This is a genomic window from Burkholderia sp. AU44665 (genome assembly GCF_030504405.1).
GTDB lineage: Bacteria > Pseudomonadota > Gammaproteobacteria > Burkholderiales > Burkholderiaceae > Burkholderia > Burkholderia semiarida.
The window spans coordinates 60,932-79,083 of the sequence record NZ_JAUJRI010000025.1; the positions used below are offsets into that span (position 1 = coordinate 60,932).

Genomic DNA, 18,152 nt, shown 5'->3' on the forward strand with positions numbered 1-18,152 from the left:
GCACGGTTCAATGCAGCGAAAAGAACAGGCCGGCAATCGCCGCGCTCATCAGGTTCGACAGCGTCGCGGCCGTCAGCGCGCGCAAGCCGAGCCGCGCGACGTCCGAGCGGCGCTCGGGCGCGACCGCGCTGAAGCCGCCCGCGAGAATCGCGATCGACGAGAAGTTCGCGAAGCCGCACAGCGCGAACGACACGATCGCGAGCGTCTTCGGGTCGAGCACCTGCAGGCCGGCCGCCGCCGCGTGCGCGCCGCCTTTCAGGTACGGCGACAGGTCGCCGTACGCGACGAATTCGTTGAAGATCAGCTTCTCGCCGATGAAGTTGCCGGCCAGCGTCGCATCGTGCCACGGCACGCCGATGATCCACGCGAGCGGCGCGAACAGATGGCCGATGATGCCGACCAGCGTGACCTGCGGAAAGCCCGCGAACGCGGCCGCGCCGCCGACGATCAGGTTCATCAGCGCGATGAGCCCGACGAACGCGATCAGCATCGCGCCGACGTTGATCGCGATGCGCAGCCCGACCGACGCGCCGGACGCGGCCGCCTCGATCACGTTGGCGGCGCGCTTGTCGTCGAAGTCGAGCCCGTCGACCACCACGCGGCTCGGCTCGACGGTCGGAAACAGCAGCTTGCCGAACAGCAGCCCGCCCGGCACCGCCATGAACGACGCGGCGAGCAGGTACTCCATCTTCACGCCGAGGCCGGCATAGCCGACCAGCACCGAGCCCGCGACCGACGCCATCCCGCTCGCCATCACCGTGAAGATCTCGGCGCTCGTCATGTTGCGCACGAACGGCTTCACGAGCGCGGGCATCTCGCTCTGCCCGAGGAAGATCGTCGCGACGGCCGAGCACGCCTCGATGCGGCTCACGCCGAGCACTTTCGCCAATCCCGCGCCGAGGATCGCGACGATCCATTTCATCACGCCGATGTAGTACAGCACCGAAATCAGCGCGGTGACGAAGATGATCATCGGCAGCACACGCAGGCCGAATACGAACCCGCCGTCACCGAACAACTGGAACATGCGCGCATCGACGAGCCCGCCGAACACGAACGCGATGCCGTGATTGCCCATGTCGAGCACGCGATTGACGCCGTTCGCGGCCGCGGCCAGCGCTGCGCGGCCCGACGGCACGAACAGCACCAGCGCGCCGATCGCGAACTGCGTGAAGAGCGCGGCGATCATGGTCCGGCCGCTGACCGCGCGGCGGTTGTTCGACAGCAGATACGCGACCAGCAACAGAAACAGCATACCGAGGAGACTGCGCAGAATATCCACCTTGTGCTCCTTTCTCACTATTTGAACTGTCCGGCGGGCGGCCCGTGCCCGCGACCCGCGTGATCGGGTGGGTGGATGTTACTCGGTCGATGTGCGCGCAGGCAACGTCGCCAAAATCGCCGCGATCAATGGCATCGATCGTTTCTCTTTTGCCCTTCGCCGGCTTGATCAGTTGTTCTACCTACTCTTCGAAAACACGCGCGGGGCGCGCCGCTCGAACGGACACGCCCCGCCTGACACGCGCCGTTCAACCCGCGCGTTCGACCGGATGCGGCTCGCGCAGCCGGTTCGCGATCCGCGCGGCCTCGTAGTAGCCGGCCGCCGGCGGGCGCTTCAGGTAGCGGCCCGCGCCGCGCACGGCGCGCAACTCGCCGTCGGCCCACGCGAGTGCGCCGCGCGTGAGCGTATGCGTCGCGACACCCTGCACCGTCATCCCCTCGAACACGTTGAAGTCGACCTGCTGGTGATGCGTCTTCACCGAGATCGTCTTCGTCGCGGCCGGGTCCCACACGACGAGGTCGGCATCGGCGCCGACCTGCACGGCGCCCTTGCGCGGATACAGGTTGAAGATCTGCGCCGCGTTCGTCGACGTGATCCGCACGAACTCGTTCGGCGTGATGCGGCCATGATTCACGCCGTGATGCCACAGCACCGACATGCGGTCCTCGACGCCGCCGCAGCCGTTCGGGATCTTCGTGAAATCGTCGCGGCCCATCGCCTTCTGCGATGCGCAGAATACGCAGTGATCGGTCGCCGTCGTATGCAACTGCCCCGATTGCAGCCCGCGCCACAGCGCCTCGCGATGCTCGGCCGAGCGGAACGGCGGGCTCATCACGTGGGCCGCCGCACGCGTCCAGTCGGGATCGCGATAGACGGCCTCGTCGATCACGAGATGGCCCGGCAACACTTCGCCGAACACGCGCAGCCCTTCGCTGCGCGCGCGCGTGATCACGTCCACCGCGTCCTTCGCCGACACGTGCACGATATACACGGGCACGCCGAGCACCTGCGCGATGCGAATCGCGCGGTTCGCGGCCTCCCCCTCCACTTCCGGCGGCCGCGACAGCGGATGTGCCTCCGGCCCCGTGATCCCGCGCGCGAGCAGCGCCTTTTGCAGCTGGAACACGAGCTCGCCGTTCTCCGCGTGCACGGTCGGCAGCGCGCCGAGCTCGAGCGAACGCGTGAAGCTGTTCACGAGAATCTCGTCGTCGGCCATGATCGCGTTCTTGTACGCCATGAAATGCTTGAAGCTCGACACGCCATGCTCGCGCACGAGCGTGCCCATGTCGCGGTGCACGCTGTCGTCCCACCACGTCACGGCCACGTGGAAGCCGTAGTCGGAAGCCGACTTCTCGGCCCAGCCGCGCCATTCCCGGAACGCATCCATCAGCGGCTGCTTCGGGCTCGGAATCACGAAATCGATGATGCTCGTCGTGCCGCCCGACAGCCCGGCAGCGGTGCCCGAGTAGAAATCGTCGCTCGCGGTCGTGCCCATGAACGGCAGTTCCATGTGCGTATGCGGGTCGATCCCGCCCGGCATCACGTACTGGTCGTGCGCATCGACGACGGTTGCGCCGGCCGGCGCGTCGATCTGCTCCGCGATCTGCAGGATCGTGCCGCCGTCCTGCGGGTCCGCGCAGAGCACGTCCGCGCGATAGGAGCGGTCCGCATCGACCACGGTGCCGCCACGAATCAGGATTGCCATTTCGTTGCCTCCTCGTTGACTGTCGGGTGCCGCATGCCGCGCGGGTCGCATCCGGCTCGCGCGTCATGCGCTCGCGATCTGCGCGCGCTGTCCGGCGCGCCACTTCATCCAGGTGCCGTACACGCCGGACGCCAGCACGAGGCCGACGAACCACGCGTACGTATAAAGCGTGTTGAAGAACGCCGGTACGTTCGGAAACGACGCCGGAAACGCCGTATGCAGGAAGCCCGGCAGGTTCGGCAGCACGCCGATCGCGAGCGCGGCCAGCGCGGCCGGGTTCCAGCCGCGCGCGTAGCTGAAGCCGCCGCGCGCGTCGAACAGCGCGCGCGTGTCGAGCCGCGTGCCGCGAATCAGGAAATAATCGACCATCAGGATGCCCGCGACGGGCCCGAGCAGCGCCGAATAGCCGACGAGCCAGGTGAAGATATAGCCGTCCGTCGTCGCGAGGATCTTCCACGGCATCATCACGATCGCGATCGTCGCGGTGATCATCCCGCCCGCTCGGTACGAGATCGCCTTCGGCCACAGGCTCGAAAAATCGTAGGCAGGGCCGACGAGATTCGCGGCGAGGTTGCAGCACATCGTATCGAGCGTGAGGATCACGAGCGCGATGCCCACGCCGATGCCCGTCATCCGGCTCGTCAGGTCGATCGGATCCCAGATCGCGTTGCCGTAGATCACGACGGTCGCCGACGTCACGACGACCGACACCACCGACAGCAGCGCCATCGGCAGCGGCAGCCCGATCGACTGGCCGATCATCTGGTCGCGCTGCGAATGCGCGAAGCGCGTGAAGTCGGGAATGTTCAGCGCGAGCGTCGCCCAGAAGCCGACCATCGCGGTCAGGCCCGGCCAGAACGTCGCCCAGAAGAGCCCCGCCTTCTTGCCGCCCGCGACGAACTGCGACGGCGCCGACAGCATCGAGCCGACACCGCCCGCCCGCGACGTCGCCCACCACACGAGCGCCACGCACATCACGACCTTGATCGGCGCGGACCAGCTTTCGAGCCAGCGGATCGAATCGGTGCCGTGCAGGATGAAGTACAGCTGCAGCGCCCAGAACACGAGAAAGCACGCGAGCTGCCCGAACGAGATGCCGACGAGCGGCAGCGCCGCGCCGTGCAGCGCGTTGCCGGTCAGGATGTTCAGCAGCGTGTAGATCGCGCTGCCGCCGAGCCAGGTCTGGATGCCGTACCAGCCGCACGCGACGATCGCGCGCAGCAGCGCCGGCAGCTTCGCGCCCTGCGTGCCGAACGACGCGCGCACCAGCACCGCGTACGGAATCCCGTGCTTCGCGCCCGCATGGCCGATCAGCAGCATCGGCACGAGCACGATCAGGTTGCCGAGCAGCACCGTCATCACCGCCTGCCACGGCGACATGCCTTCCTGGATCAGCCCGGCCGCGAGCATGTACGACGCGATGTTCATCACCATCCCGACCCACAGCGCCGCGAAGTGGTACCACTTCCACGTGCGCTGCGCCGGCGTCGTCGGCGCGAGGTCGTCGTTGTACAGGCTGCCGCCGTGCGCCGCGCCGCTGTCGGCATCGGCGGGAATCGCTGCTGGTTTCATTGAACGCGCTCCACGAAAACGTCGGCGCCGGCATCGTACGATGCCGGCCCGGTGAAACGAAAAGCGGCGGCGCAACGTCTGCCGCGCCGCCGGACGCCGGTCAGGCCGCCTTCGCGTGCTTCTCGGGCGCGGCGGCCGGGCCGCCGCTCGCGCCGGCATCCGCGCTCGCCGGATTGTTCGGATGCGTGGTCCAGTTCGCGTAGCCGCCCGAATCGACGCGCTCCATCGTGATGCATTGCTCGACCGGACACACATGCATGCAAAGATTGCACCCGACGCATTCCGAATCGACCACTTCGAAATGCCGCACGCCGTCCTTCGTCGCCGTGATCGCCTGATGCGACGTATCCTCGCACGCGATGTGGCACAGCCCGCACTGGATGCAGCGGTCCTGGTCGATGCGCGCCTTGATGTCGTATTTCAGGTTCAGGTATTTCCAGTCGGTCACGTTCGGCACCGCGCGGCCGCGGATGTCGTCGAGCGTCGCGTAGCCCTTCTCGTCCATCCAGTTCGACAGCCCGTCGGCGAGATCCGACACGATCCGGAATCCGTAATGCATCGCGGCGGTGCACACCTGCACGCTGCCCGCGCCGAGCACCATGAACTCGGCCGCGTCGCGCCACGACGAGATGCCGCCGATGCCCGAAATCGGCAGGTTCGGCGTTTCCGGATCCCGTGCGATCTCCGCGACCATGTTCAGCGCGATCGGCTTGACCGCCGGCCCGCAATAACCGCCGTGCGTGCCCTTGCCGTCGACGGTCGGCATCGGGGCCATCTGGTCGAGATCCACCGCGACGATCGAGTTGATCGTGTTGATCAGCGACACGCCGTCCGCGCCGCCCTTGTACGCGGCGCGCGACCCCATCCGGATGTCGCTGATGTTCGGCGTGAGCTTCACGAGGCACGGCAGCTTCGTGCCCTCTTTCACCCAGCGCGTGACCATCTCGACGTATTCGGGCACCTGCCCGACCGCCGCGCCCATCCCGCGCTCGCTCATCCCGTGCGGACAGCCGAAGTTGAGTTCGACCGCATCGGCGCCGGTATCCTCGACGAGCGGGAGAATCCATTTCCAGTCTCGCTCGTTGCACGGCACCATCAGCGACACGATCAGCGCGCGGTCCGGCCAGTCGCGCTTCACCTGCGCGATCTCTGTCAGGTTCACGTCGAGCGGCCGGTCGGTGATCAGCTCGATGTTGTTCAGCCCCGCGATGCGCTGGCCGTTCCACTGCACCGCGCCGTAGCGCGAACTGACGTTGACGACGTGCGGATCGAGCCCGAGCGTCTTCCAGACGACGCCGCCCCAGCCTGCCTCGAACGCGCGATTGACGTTGTAGGCCTTGTCGGTGGGCGGCGCGGACGCCAGCCAGAACGGATTCGGCGAGGTGATGCCTGCGATGGTGCAGCGAAGATCGGCCATGTTCGGCTCCGTGAGAAGGGTCGTGTTCGGTGTGCTGACGATGCGTCGCGCGTTCAGGCCGCCTTCGCGTCGCGCGCGGCGAGCGTCGCGTCGATCGACGCGGCCGCGCGCTTGCCGTCCTGCACGGCCTGCACCGTGAGGTCGATGCCGTCGGTCGCCGCGCAGTCGCCGCCGGCCCATACGTCGGGCAGCGCCGTACGCCCGTCCGCATCCACCGCGATACGCGTGCCGTCCGCGGTCAGCAATTCGGCCGCGACGCCGTCAGGCACGAGCGTCTGGCCGATCGCCTTCAGCACCATGTCCGCATCGACGATGAAGCGCTCACCCGATGCGGCCTCGAATTCGACGCCCGTCGCCTGCCCGTTCACGCCCGCGATGCGCACCGGCTTCGCGTGCGTGACGAGCGCGACGCCGCACTTCTGCGCGAACTCGCGCTCGGCCCACGTCGCGCTCATCGCGTCCACGCCGCGCCGGTACACCATCGTCACGCGCTCGGCGCCGAGCTTGCGGCTCTGCACGGCCGCATCGATCGCCGTATTGCCGCCGCCGATCACGACCACGCGTCGCCCGACCGGCACGTTCTCCAGTGTGTCCGCCTGCCGCACCTGCTCGATGAAGTCGACTGCATTCATCACGCCGCCCAGTTGCTCGCCGTCGATCTCGAGCGCACGCACGCCACCGAGCCCCATCGCGAGAAATACCGCGTCGTGCTGCTCGCGCAATGCGTCGAGCGTCACGTCGCGCCCGAGCGCCACGCCCGTTTCCAGCGTGATGCCGCCCACCGACAGCAGCCACTCGACTTCACGCTGCGCGAAATCGTCGACGGTCTTGTACGCGGCGATCCCGTATTCGTTGAGGCCGCCGGCCTTCGGGCGCGCGTCGAACAGCGTGACGCGATGTCCGGCGAGCGCGAGCCGGTGCGCGCATGCGAGCCCGGCCGGCCCCGCACCCACCACCGCGACATGGCGGCCCGTGTCGGGCGCGCGCCGGAACTGCACCGCACCGGTCTGCATCGCCCAGTCGGTTGCATGCCGCTGCAGCGCGCCGATCGCGACCGGTTGCGCATCCTGATGGTTGCGCACGCACGCGCCTTCGCACAGGATCTCGGTCGGGCACACGCGTGCGCACATCCCGCCGAGCGGATTCGCGGACAGGATGTCGGTCGCGGCGCCTTTCAGGTTGCCGTTGCCGATCTTGCGGATGAAGCTCGGGATGTCGATCTGCGTCGGACACGCGTGCACGCACGGCGCGTCGTAGCAGTAGTGGCAGCGACTTGCGGCGGCGGCCGCCGCGGTCGGATCGAGCAGCGGCGCGATATCGGCGAATTCGCACGAGAGTTGCGTGGACGACAGGCGATGCGCGGCGATATCGCCGGTTGGCTGAGTGGTCATACGCGTTCCTTCGACTGGGTGGAGACAAAGCCGTCCCCGCCGGCTGCGAATGCTCAGTCGGGGCGGTCATGCTTCGGCGTGCTACGGTCAAGCGGTGCGCGGCCCGCCTGTCGCGCTATGTCCGGTCGGTCATGAAGCCGGCTCGCACGCACGCGACAGCATCGCGTGCAGCAGCACGTTCGCGCCGGCCTCGATCCATGCGGGCGTCGCGTCCTCGATCTCGTTGTGGCTGATGCCGTCGACGCAGGGCACGAACACCATCGACGTCGGCGCGACTTGCGCCAGATAGCACGCATCGTGGCCCGCACCCGACACGATGTCGCGATGCGAGTAGCCGAAGCGATCGGCCGCGTCGCGCACGGCCGCCACGCATGCCGGGTCGAACGCGACCGGCTTGTAATAGAAAATCTGCTCGAGTTCGGTATCGAGCCCGATATCGGCCGCGATGCGCGCGACGCCGTCGCGCAGCGCCGCGTCCATCTTCGCGAGCACGGCGTCGTCCGGATGACGGAAATCGACGGTAAAGAACACGCGGCCGGGAATCACGTTGCGCGAGTTCGGGTGGACCTGCATCATGCCGACCGTCGCGCAGCCGAACGGCGCATGATCGAGGCCGATCCGGTTGACGAGATCGACCACGCGCGACGCGCCAAGCAGCGCGTCGCGGCGGCGCGGCATCGGCGTCGGCCCCGCGTGCGCTTCCTGGCCGGTGAACGTGATCTCGTACCAGCGCTGCCCCTGCGCGTCGGTCACGACGCCGATCGTCTTGCATTCCGCTTCGAGAATCGGCCCCTGCTCGATATGCAGTTCGAACGCCGCGTGCAGCTTGCGCCCGCCGCACGGCACGTCGCCCGCGTAGCCGATGCGCGCGAGTTCCTCGCCGATCGTCTTGCCGTCCACATCCTTGCGCGACAGCCCGTAGTCGAGCGTGAACACGCCCGCGAATACGCCCGATGCGACCATCGCCGGCGCGAAGCGCGAGCCCTCCTCGTTGGTCCAGATCACGACCTCGACCGGATGCTCGGTCTCGATGCCGTGATCGTTCAGACTGCGAATCACTTCGAGACCGCCGAGCACGCCGTAGATGCCGTCGAAGCGCCCGCCGGTGGGCTGCGAATCCGCATGCGAGCCGGTGACGACAGGCGCCGCGTCGGCCACGCGGCCCGCACGGCGCATGAACACGTTGCCCATCGTATCGACCGTCACCGTGCAGCCGGCGGCCTTCGCCCAGCCGACGATCAGGTCGCGGCCGGCCTTGTCGAGATCGGTCAGCGCGAGCCGACACACGCCGCCTTTCGGCGTCGCGCCGATTTTCGCGACTTCCATCAGGCTGTCCCACAACCGCTTGCCGTCGACCTTGATCGACGTGTCGAAAGCTGCCCGCTTCACTGTTTCCGATACCGCGTTCATTCGTATCGCTCCTGTGGGGTCGGTGATGTCGTCGGCCCGGTCTGTGCCGGTGCGTGCGAGACCTCTTTCGGGGCACGCCGCACGGATGCGGTGCAGGTGCCCGCCGGTTCGCGAAACACGTTAAATCCTGTCCGATTGGACAGGTTTTAGACGATCAAAATGACCAGCGCAACGTCTTTCTTGCGTGACGCGGCAGAGCGAGAACCGTGCCACCGCAACGCAGCATCGCCGTGGCATCACGACATTCCTGTCTGTGCGTGCGACGCGAATCAGCGGCTAGAATGAAGCCCAACGCGGCATGACCGCCGCGCGAGGGTAACGATGAGACATGACGAGGCGACGATCGAAGCCACCGACCGGGACGAAACGCCGGCGCCTTTGCGGCGACGCAAGGCGCACATACGCGAGTCCAACGAAGCACATCTGCTCGCGTGCGCGGAAGCCGTATTCGCGGAACGCGGGCTCGCCGGCGCCAGCACCGCGATGATCGCGGAGCGCGCCGGCCTGCCGAAGGCGAACGTGCACTACTACTTCCCGACCAAGCTCGCGTTGTACCGACGCGTGCTCGACGACCTGTTCGAGGACTGGCATCGCGCGGCCGGTTCGTTCGAGGCCGGCGACGATCCGGTGGACGCGATCGGCAGCTACGTGCGCGCGAAGATGGCGCTGTCGCGGCGGCGCCCGCTCGGCTCGAAGGTCTGGGCCAACGAGATCATCCACGGCGCGGAGCACATGCAGGACATCCTGTCGCAACGTGTGAAGCCGTGGTTCGACACGCGCGTCGAAGTGATCGAAGGATGGATCGCGCGCGGGCTGCTCGCGCCGATCGACCCGCATGCGCTGATGTACCTGATCTGGTCGACCACGCAACACTATGCGGATTTCGATGCGCAGATTCGCGCGCTGAGCGGCAAGCGCGCGTTCACGAAGAAGGCGTTCGACGAAAAGACCGAGCAGGTCGTGCAGCTCGTGATTCGTGCGTGCGGCGCGGTGTCGCCGAACGCGAAGCCGTAGCACGACACGGCGAGCCGCCGAATAAAAAACGGGCGGCGCGCATCACCCGGGCATGTCCCGTGCGATACGCGCCGCCCGTGTTGCCACTTGCGTGCGCGGGTACGACGCGACGCGTCATGCGTCGTGTCAAGCGATCCGCTCGATTGCAACCGCCGTCGCTTCGCCGCCGCCGATGCACAGCGAGGCGATACCGCGCGTCAACCCGTACGTCTCGAGCGCGGCCAGCAGCGTCACCATCACGCGCGCACCCGATGCGCCGATCGGATGCCCGAGCGCGCACGCGCCGCCGTGCACGTTCACCTTCTCGTGCGGCAGGTCGAGGTCGCGCATCGCGGCCATCGGCACCACCGCGAACGCTTCGTTGATCTCGAACAGGTCGACGTCGCGCAGGTTCCAGCCGGTTTTCTCCGACAGCTTGCGCAGTGCGCCGATCGGCGCGGTCGCGAACAGGCCGGGCTTGTCCGCATAAGTCGAATGCCCGACGATCACGGCCTTCGGCGTGACGCCGAGGCGCTCGGCTTCCGAGCGGCGCATCATCACGAGCGCGGCCGCGCCGTCCGAGATCGACGATGCGTTCGCGGCCGTCACCGTGCCGCCGTCGCGAAACGCCGGCTTCAGCGTCGGGATCTTGTCGAGTTTCGCCTTGCCCGGCTGCTCGTCGATCGACACGACGCTTTCCGTCTTGCCGGCCTTCACGGTCACCGGCGCGATCTCCGATGCGAAACGCCCATCCGCGATCGCGCGCTGCGCCCGCGTCAGCGACGCAATCGCGAACGCATCCTGCGCTTCGCGCGTGAACTGGTAGGCCTGCGCGCAATCCTCCGCGAACGTGCCCATCAGGCGGCCTTTTTCATATGCGTCCTCGAGCCCGTCGAGGAACATGTGGTCGAGCACCTGCCCGTGCCCCATGCGCATGCCCGCGCGCGCCTTCGGCAGCAGGTACGGCGCATTCGTCATGCTCTCCATCCCGCCCGCGACGGCCACGCCCGCGGACCCCGCCAGCAGCAGGTCGTGCGCGAACATCGCCGCCTTCATCCCCGAACCGCACATCTTGTTGACCGTGGTCGCGCCCGCCGCGAGCGGCAGCCCGGCCTTCAGCGCGGCCTGCCGCGCGGGCGCCTGCCCTTGGCCGGCCGGCAGCACGCAGCCGAACACGATTTCGTCGATACGTTCGGCCGGCACGTTCGCGCGCTCGAGCGCCGCACGAATCGCCACCGCGCCAAGGTCGCTCGCGCCGGCCGCCGCCAGGTCGCCCTGAAAACCGCCCATCGGCGTACGGGCCGCACCCACGATTACGATCGGATCCTGAGTCGTCATGATTCGCTTCCTCCAGTGTCAGCGCGGTGCCATGCGCAACGCGCCATCGAGACGGATGACTTCGCCGTTCAGCATCGTGTTCTCGGCGATGTGGCGCACCAGCGCCGCAAATTCTTCCGGGCGGCCGAGCCGCGGCGGGAACGGCACGCTCTTGCCGAGCGCGTCCTGCACGTCCTGCGGCATGCCGGCCATCATCGGCGTCGCGAAGATGCCGGGCGCGACCGTCACGACGCGAATGCCGAAGCGCGCGAGCTCGCGCGCGATCGGCAGCGTCATGCCCACCACGCCGCTTTTCGACGCTGCATACGCGGCCTGGCCGATCTGCCCGTCGAACGCCGCGACCGACGCGGTGTTGACGATCACGCCGCGCTCGCCTTCCGCATTCGCGTCCTGCTTCGACATCGCTTCGGCGGCCAGCCGGATCATGTTGAACGTGCCGACGAGGTTGATCGACACCGCGCGCGCGAAGCGGTCGAGCGAATGCGGGCCGTCGCGGCCGACGACCTTCTCGCCCGGCGCGACGCCCGCGCAGTTCACGAGCGCGTCGACGCGACCGAACGCATCGCGCGCGGCGGCGACGGCCGCCTGACCGTCGGCCTCGCTCGTCACGTCGGTCTTCACGAAGCGCGCGGCCGCGCCGAGTTCGTTGGCGAGACTCGCCCCCGCCTCCTCGTTGACGTCCAGCAGCACGGCCTTGCCGCCTTGCGCGACGACCATGCGCGCCACCGCGGCGCCGAGGCCGGAACCTGCGCCCGTAATCAGAAAAACGCGATCCTCGATATTCATTCGCAGTCCATATTCAAGGTTGAACGGCCTTCTCGGCTTCCATCTTGCGCAATACGAAGCGCTGGATCTTGCCGCTCGGGGTTTTCGGCAGCGCGTCGACGAAATCGATCGCGCGCGGATAAGCGTGAGCGGACAGTCGCCGCTTCACGTGCAGACTCAATTCCTCGGCCAGTTCCGGCGTGCCGTCGAACCCTTTCGACAACACGACGAACGCCTTCACGATCTCCGTGCGCTCCGGATCGGGCACGCCGATCACTGCGGCCTCGCTGACGGCCGGATGCTCGATCAGCGCGCTCTCCACGTCGAACGGGCCGATCCGGTAGCCGGACGACGTGATCACGTCGTCCGCGCGGCCGATGAAGCTCACGGCGCCGTCCGGCTCCAGCTCGACGTTGTCGCCGGTCCGGTAATAGCCGCCGGCGATCGCCGGCGTGTCCTGCTGCCAGTAGCCGCGGAACCACAGCAGCGGCGAGCGCGCGATGTCGATCGCGAGGTTGCCGGGCTCGCCGGGGCCGAGCTCGCGGCCCGCTTCGTCGAGCACCGCGACACGGTAGCCCGGCATCGCGAAGCCGGCGGAACCGACGTGCACCACGTGCGCGAGGCCATGATGGTTGTTCACGACCATCCCGAGTTCCGTCTGGCCGTAGTGATCGTGGATCGGCGCGCCGAGCGCCGCGTGGAACCAGCGCACCACTTCCGGGTTCAGCGGTTCGCCCGCGCTGCTTACCACGCGCAGCCGGCCCTTCGCGCGCGCGGCCGCTTCCGGCCCGGCCGCCATCAGCATCCGGAACGCGGTCGGCGAGCCGGCGAGGCTCGTGATGCCGAGCCGTTCGATCACGTCATACGTGCTGTCGACCGTGAAGCCGCCCTCGTACAGCGTCGTCGCATGGCCGAGCAGCAGCGGGCCGGTGATCGCGTAATAGAGCCCGTACGCCCAACCCGGATCGGCGATGTTCCAGAACCGGTCGCCTTCGCGCAGGTCGACTGCCTCGCGCATGTATGCGCCGAACGCGAGCAGCGCGTACAGCGGCACCGGCACCCCCTTCGGCAAGCCCGTCGTGCCCGACGTCGACATCATCATGAACAGGTCCGACCCCTTGCGCAGCACGGGCTCGAACGTATCGGACTGTGCGTCGAGCGCCGCGCGGAAATCGATGTCGTGCGCCGACAGTGTCTCGCCCGCTTCGCACACCGTCGCCGCCGGCGGGCAATCGGCGACCTCGTCGAGCTTCGCGCGATTCGCGACGTTCGTCACGACGAGCCGCGCGCCGCTCATGCGCAGCCGGTGCTCGATCGCCTTCGGCCCGAATGCGGTAAACAGCGGCTGGTACACGGCGCCCGCGCGCCACGTGCCGAGGATCGTCGCGACGAGCTCGGGCGTGCGCGGCAGCAGCCCGGCCACCACGTCGCCCGGCTTCACGCCCTGCGCGACGAGCAGGTTCGCGACCCGGGCCGAGAGCGCCTGCATCTGCGCGAACGTGAAGCTGTGGTGCCGGCCGCCGGCATCGATCCAGTCGAGCGCGATCGCGTCGGCCTTCGCGTGCCGGTCGCAGCACTCGACGCACGCGTTCAGGCCGCGCTCCAGATCGCCGGCTAGTTGCGCGGCGGCGGTCTCGATACTGAACCGGGCCACGGCGTCGGCGTAGGCCGGCACCGCCCGGGCGGTAGCTCCTTCAGGCATGCGTGTCTCCTGTACGTTATGGCCGCCGACGAGCCAGAGCGCGACGGGGATACATCGATAGTAGACAGCCGCTACATTGCAATCAATGACAAACGGAATCTAGAATCGTGATCGCTTTTGCCATGTCGGAGGACGCAGGAAAATGGGGCCGCAGATGATTTCGCCGGATTTCGTCGACGATGCGCTCGCGTGCCTGCGCCGGCGCGACCTGCCGACCGCGCCCGTGCTGCGCGCCGCCGGGTTGCCGGCCGCCGTGCGCGAGCCCGTCACGCCGCAGCAGTACGGCCGGCTGTGGCTCGCGATCGCCGGCGCGCTCGACGACGAATTCTTCGGGCTCGCCGCGCGTCCGATGCGGCGCGGCAGCTTCACGCTGCTGTGCCACGCGGTGCTGCATGCCGGCACGCTCGACAAGGCGCTGCGGCGCGCGCTGAAGTTCCTGCGGGTAGTGCTCGACGAGCCGCACGGCGAACTCGTCGTGGCCGAGGGGCAGGCGCAGATCGTGCTGACGCAATCGGGCGCGCCGTACCCGGCATTCGCGTACCGGACGTTCTGGCTGATCCTGCTCGGCGTCGCGTGCTGGCTGATCGGCCGGCGCATCCCGCTGCAGCGCATCGACTTCGCGTGCCCGAGCCCCGGCCAGCGCAGCGACTATCACCAGTTCTTCGGCGTCCCCGTGCATTTCGACCGGCCCGACAGCCGGCTCGCATTCAACGCCGCGTACCTCGCGCTACCGACGATCCGTTCGGAACAGGCGCTGAAGACCTTCCTGCGCGGTGCGCCCGGTAACCTGCTCGTGCGCTACCGGCACGACACGGGCTGGGTCGCGAAGACACGCGCGCACCTGAAGGCGCTGCCGGCCGCCGAGTGGCCCGACTTCGACACGCTGGCCGTGCGGCTCGACACGACGCCCGCGACGCTGCGGCGGCGTTTGCGCAGCGAAGGGCAAAGCTTCGCCGCGATCAAGGACGAGTTGCGCGGCGCGCTGGCGCAATCGCTGTTGCGCGGGCATGCGCTCGGCGTCGCGGAGATCGCGGCCGAGCTCGGCTTCACCGAGCCGAGCGCGTTTCATCGCGCGTTCCGGAAATGGACCGGCACGAGCCCCGGCGCGTTTCGGCGCGACGTCCATGCGGCGGAGGCGGAGTCTTGAATGACCGGTGGATTCGACGCGTCTCGTCAGGTGCCGCCGATACGATGCGACCATCCGCGGGGCGTCCATCGTCGATGAACCGCGGCACACATCCGATCAACCCTTACCGCTGACGCTCGATGCAAGCCAACCTCTTTTCCGATACCGAACTGGCCGATCTGCGCGCGCACGGCATCGTACTGTTTGCCGGCCGCGTGATCTTCGATGCGCAACCGCCGATGCCGGCCGACCAGATCGCGGCCGTACAGGCCTGCTGTCACGGCGACATTCCGCTCCCGTTGCTCGAGCTGTGGCGTATCACGGCCGGCGGCAGCCTCGACTACGACCTGACGCTGGAGATGAACGGCAATGTCGAAGCGATCGGCTGGAGCGAACTGTTCTACAACGGCAGCGACGGTTATCGCGACCTGCAAGGCTGGATCGACCACGAACTCGAACTGGCCGAAGAAGCCGCGGAGGAGAACGCCCGCACGTGGAACGGCAAAATCGGCGCGCTGCCGTTCGGCGGCTTCGAATATTGCGACCGCATCTACGTCGTGACGGAGCCGGGCGCCCGGGACGATGGTCATGTGCTCGCCTGGAAACAAGGGTTGCCGCCTGCGTGGCGCGGGGCGATGCACGAGGACGGCCTCGCGACGGTCGCACCCGATCTGTACACGGCATTCGGCGCGCTGCAGCTTCATGCGGATCCACTGGAGCCCGGCGGCGAACCCGGCACCGGCGTCACGCTGCTCGAATACGTCGATGAACGCCGCGACGATCATGGCCTGTCCGCATCGCTGGCCGACAAGCTGATCGCGTTCTATCGGCAAGCGGTGATCGACTGGCGCACGCCGCTCGCCGACGGCACGCTCGGCTCGCAGCCGGTGCTCGTGCGTCACGCATTACGTCATGCGATCGATCACGACGATGCGGCACTCATCGCGCGACTGGCGCCGCTGGTCGCCGATCTCGGCATGGCGCTCGCCGGCAGTTCGATCCCGACGGATTACGCACTGCGGTGCCGAAAGTTTTCCGCAGCCGCCGCGTTGCTCGAATTGGGCGCACCGGTTGCACCGGATTCGCTCGCGTCCGTGTCCGGCGACGTGCCGGTCGCATTGATGCGTGCGCTGCTCGACGCCGGCGTGCAGCCGGATGCCGACGCGATGGCGCGTTGCGTCGCGGGCGGCGGCGCCGATAGCGCTCGGCTGATCGGCGCGGCCCTGTCGGCCCATGGCGCCGATGCAGCAGCAGCCTATCGCGCGGCGAGCGAAAAACTGCTGGACAAGATGAAGGACGACATCCGCAAGGTTCGCGCCGGCAAGCTCAGCCACTATCTCGGGCTCGACGGGCTCGAAGCACACGCAGCGCGCCTGCGGACGTTCGAGTACTGACGCCACCCAGGCATCGACGCGCGGTGGGTTTTCCGGCGGCATCGCATTCCCGGTGCCGTTTGTTTTGGGCCGGGTTGCTTCCGCGTTCCGGTGCGAATCTGCATGACGCTCACCGCACCGCAGCGCACGCATGACGTTGCACTCCGATCCGTCACGGCACATACTGGTCGGCCGATCCGAACAAGGTTGCGTCGATGGTGAGCGTCGATCAGGGAGCCGCTTCGATCTTTGGCGCGATCGGGACGGCCGTGTCGTTGCTGGCCGCCATTCCTTACGCGCTCGCGATCTACCGGCGCATCGTTCGCCCGCATCTGTTCACGTGGCTCGTGTGGTCGATCGTCACGGCGATCGCGGCCGCTGGCCAGTTCGTCGCGGGCGCCGGGCCGTCCGCATGGTGCACGGCAGCGATTGCCGTCACGTGCTTTTTGACGCTGATCGCCAGTCTGTTTCGCGGCGAGCGCGGCTGGACGGGCGTCGACTGGTTGTTCCTGTGCGCGGCCCTGTCGGCCATTCCGCTGTGGCTACTGACCGACGATCCGACGGTGTCGATCTGTCTCGTTACGCTGATCGAGCTCGCCCGCCTCGGCCCGACCGTGCGCAAGGCGATCCGCGATCCGTGGAGCGAGAGCCTCGCCTACTTTGCGCTGTGCGTGCTCAAGTACACGCTGGCGTTGCTGGCGCTGAGCACCTGGAGCGTCGCGGTCGCGTTCTATCCGGCCGTCAACCTCATCGCGTCGACCGGTATCTGCATGGTGATGCTGGTCCGGCGTCAGTCGTTGTCGAACGCGCGGTAGGCTGCGTCTGTCGCCGCCGTGCCGCTTCCCCTTCCGAAATGATGCGAGGCCCGACATGGATGCAATCCGTACCGTCATCGAACCCGCCGAAGCCGAGCTCCGTGCGGCGATGTTGGCCAATGATGTCGAAGCGCTCGATGCGCTGCTGGACGATGATCTGGTGTTCACGGTCCCGACCGGTCAGATCATCTCGAAAACGGACGACCTGGCCGCACATCGCGCGAGGCTTCTGCGTCTCGACACGCTCGACGTCCTCGACATGCGTGCATGCGCGATCGACGAGATGATCCTGACCACGACGCGAGCGACCCTCGCCGGCCATTTCGATGGCACGGCATTCTGCGGCAAGTTTGCCTATACGCGGCTCTGGCGTCGATCGGGCGCCAACTGGCGCGTCGTCGCCGGACATGCATCGCAGGTCGTGTAGCTGCGCCGGCGCACGCGTTTGACGCGTGTCGCGCAATACTGCGGCGAGCGAGCAGGCTGTCGGTTGAGCGGTGAGACACTGCGATCCGGACGATGCACCGATAAAAGCGCTGCGCGAGGGGATGCCGGCAGCCGGCAATGACGAGAGACGAAATGCATATGCTATTTACCGTGCGTGCTGCGCGTGGCGCGGATTCGGACGAGCTCACGCAACTGGCGCGCCTGTCGAAGGCGCACTGGGGCTACCCGAAGGAATGGCTCGACTTGTGGCAAAACGATCTCACGATTTCGCCGGAGACGATCGAAGGGTCGATCGGTTATCTCGCGCAATCGGGTGAGACAATCATCGGATTCTGGGTCCGAGCATCATCGGAATCGGATCGACCAACGCCCGGATGGCTGTTCGTCCATCCTGATTACATGGGGCGAGGCGTCGCCCGTGCGCTGTGGGAAGCGGTTCGGGCCGAAGCCGCTGCGAGAGGCATCCAAAGCTTCGTGATCGAAGCGGATCCGAATGCCGCGTCGTTCTATCTGGCGCTGGGAGCTGAAAAGATCGGCGAAAAAGAATCGAGAGCGATCCCGGGCCGATTTTTTCCGATCTTGCGGATCACGGTCTGATGGATGAACGGATGGCAGCAAGATGGCTCGCTGCATCAAGCTTCTCGGGAGGCCGAAATGCAAAAACCCCCGCCTTGTCGGGCGGGGGTTTCTGGCTTAGGGAGCCTGACGATTACCTACTTTCACACGGGAATCCGCACTATCATCGGCGTAGAGTCGTTTCACGGTCCTGTTCGGGATGGGAAGGGGTGGGACCGACTCGCTATGGTCATCAGGCAA

The 18,152-nt window shown here is 67.5% G+C and carries 15 protein-coding genes and 1 rRNA gene; 6 read left to right on the forward strand and 10 right to left on the reverse strand.

Annotation, left to right across the window (positions count from 1 at the left end; translation table 11 throughout):
* Window positions 1-7: 7 nt before the first annotated feature.
* The 6 genes from QZM15_RS29690 to QZM15_RS29715 form a co-directional block, all read right to left on the reverse strand.
* Window positions 8-1,282, reverse strand: coding sequence for a NupC/NupG family nucleoside CNT transporter (locus tag QZM15_RS29690; RefSeq protein ID WP_059578863.1), 1,275 nt, complete (start codon window positions 1,280-1,282; stop codon window positions 8-10).
* Window positions 1,283-1,529: 247 nt separating this feature from the next.
* Entirely contained in the window at window positions 1,530-2,987 is a 1,458-nt protein-coding gene (gene hydA, locus QZM15_RS29695; protein WP_060314532.1) for a dihydropyrimidinase, read from the reverse strand.
* Between the two features lie 63 nt (window positions 2,988-3,050).
* Window positions 3,051-4,559, reverse strand: a complete 1,509-nt coding sequence (locus QZM15_RS29700; RefSeq protein WP_302107800.1) for an NCS1 family nucleobase:cation symporter-1 — start codon at window positions 4,557-4,559, stop codon at window positions 3,051-3,053.
* A gap of 100 nt (window positions 4,560-4,659) precedes the next feature.
* Complete coding sequence (preA, locus tag QZM15_RS29705) at window positions 4,660-5,976, reverse strand: NAD-dependent dihydropyrimidine dehydrogenase subunit PreA (protein WP_302107801.1); 1,317 nt, start codon at window positions 5,974-5,976, stop codon at window positions 4,660-4,662.
* Between the two features lie 53 nt (window positions 5,977-6,029).
* Entirely contained in the window at window positions 6,030-7,367 is a 1,338-nt protein-coding gene (locus QZM15_RS29710; RefSeq protein ID WP_124659424.1) for an NAD(P)-dependent oxidoreductase, read from the reverse strand.
* A 129-nt stretch (window positions 7,368-7,496) separates the two neighbouring features.
* Window positions 7,497-8,777 carry a Zn-dependent hydrolase gene (locus QZM15_RS29715; RefSeq protein ID WP_089466038.1) on the reverse strand — a complete coding sequence of 427 codons (1,281 nt, stop codon included), beginning with the start codon at window positions 8,775-8,777 and terminating at the stop codon, window positions 7,497-7,499.
* Window positions 8,778-9,098: 321 nt separating this feature from the next.
* Here QZM15_RS29715 and QZM15_RS29720 point away from each other — a divergent pair, with 321 nt between their 5' ends.
* Complete coding sequence (locus tag QZM15_RS29720; protein WP_059644942.1) at window positions 9,099-9,791, forward strand: TetR/AcrR family transcriptional regulator; 693 nt, start codon at window positions 9,099-9,101, stop codon at window positions 9,789-9,791.
* Between the two features lie 126 nt (window positions 9,792-9,917).
* On the opposite strand, the gene QZM15_RS29725 is transcribed toward QZM15_RS29720, so the two are convergent.
* Genes QZM15_RS29725 through QZM15_RS29735 form a run of 3 tightly spaced genes read right to left on the reverse strand, consistent with a single transcriptional unit; the run spans window position 9,918 to window position 13,575 of the window.
* Window positions 9,918-11,108 (reverse strand): acetyl-CoA C-acetyltransferase, encoded by a 1,191-nt coding sequence (locus tag QZM15_RS29725; RefSeq protein WP_302107802.1) that lies wholly within the window; start codon window positions 11,106-11,108, stop codon window positions 9,918-9,920.
* Window positions 11,109-11,126: 18 nt separating this feature from the next.
* Window positions 11,127-11,894, reverse strand: a complete 768-nt coding sequence (locus QZM15_RS29730; protein WP_059578885.1) for a 3-hydroxyacyl-CoA dehydrogenase — start codon at window positions 11,892-11,894, stop codon at window positions 11,127-11,129.
* Between the two features lie 13 nt (window positions 11,895-11,907).
* A complete protein-coding gene (locus tag QZM15_RS29735; protein WP_302107803.1) occupies window positions 11,908-13,575 on the reverse strand; it encodes an acyl-CoA synthetase in 1,668 nt (555 codons plus the stop codon).
* Between the two features lie 142 nt (window positions 13,576-13,717).
* Here QZM15_RS29735 and QZM15_RS29740 point away from each other — a divergent pair, with 142 nt between their 5' ends.
* The 5 genes from QZM15_RS29740 (at window position 13,718) to QZM15_RS29760 (ending at window position 17,933) form a co-directional block, all read left to right on the forward strand.
* Window positions 13,718-14,722, forward strand: a complete 1,005-nt coding sequence (locus QZM15_RS29740; RefSeq protein WP_302107804.1) for an AraC family transcriptional regulator — start codon at window positions 13,718-13,720, stop codon at window positions 14,720-14,722.
* A 119-nt stretch (window positions 14,723-14,841) separates the two neighbouring features.
* Window positions 14,842-16,095: an SMI1/KNR4 family protein gene (locus tag QZM15_RS29745; protein ID WP_302107805.1), complete on the forward strand. Its 1,254-nt coding sequence runs from the start codon at window positions 14,842-14,844 to the stop codon at window positions 16,093-16,095.
* Between the two features lie 194 nt (window positions 16,096-16,289).
* A complete protein-coding gene (locus QZM15_RS29750; protein ID WP_302107806.1) occupies window positions 16,290-16,889 on the forward strand; it encodes a hypothetical protein in 600 nt (199 codons plus the stop codon).
* A 55-nt stretch (window positions 16,890-16,944) separates the two neighbouring features.
* Window positions 16,945-17,316 (forward strand): nuclear transport factor 2 family protein, encoded by a 372-nt coding sequence (locus tag QZM15_RS29755; RefSeq protein ID WP_302107807.1) that lies wholly within the window; start codon window positions 16,945-16,947, stop codon window positions 17,314-17,316.
* 152 nt (window positions 17,317-17,468) lie between these two features.
* Complete coding sequence (locus tag QZM15_RS29760) at window positions 17,469-17,933, forward strand: GNAT family N-acetyltransferase (protein WP_226234280.1); 465 nt, start codon at window positions 17,469-17,471, stop codon at window positions 17,931-17,933.
* Window positions 17,934-18,036: 103 nt separating this feature from the next.
* Here the strand turns inward: QZM15_RS29760 and rrf are convergent.
* Window positions 18,037-18,149: ribosomal RNA gene (gene rrf / locus QZM15_RS29765) — 5S ribosomal RNA — on the reverse strand.
* Window positions 18,150-18,152 lie beyond the last annotated feature (3 nt).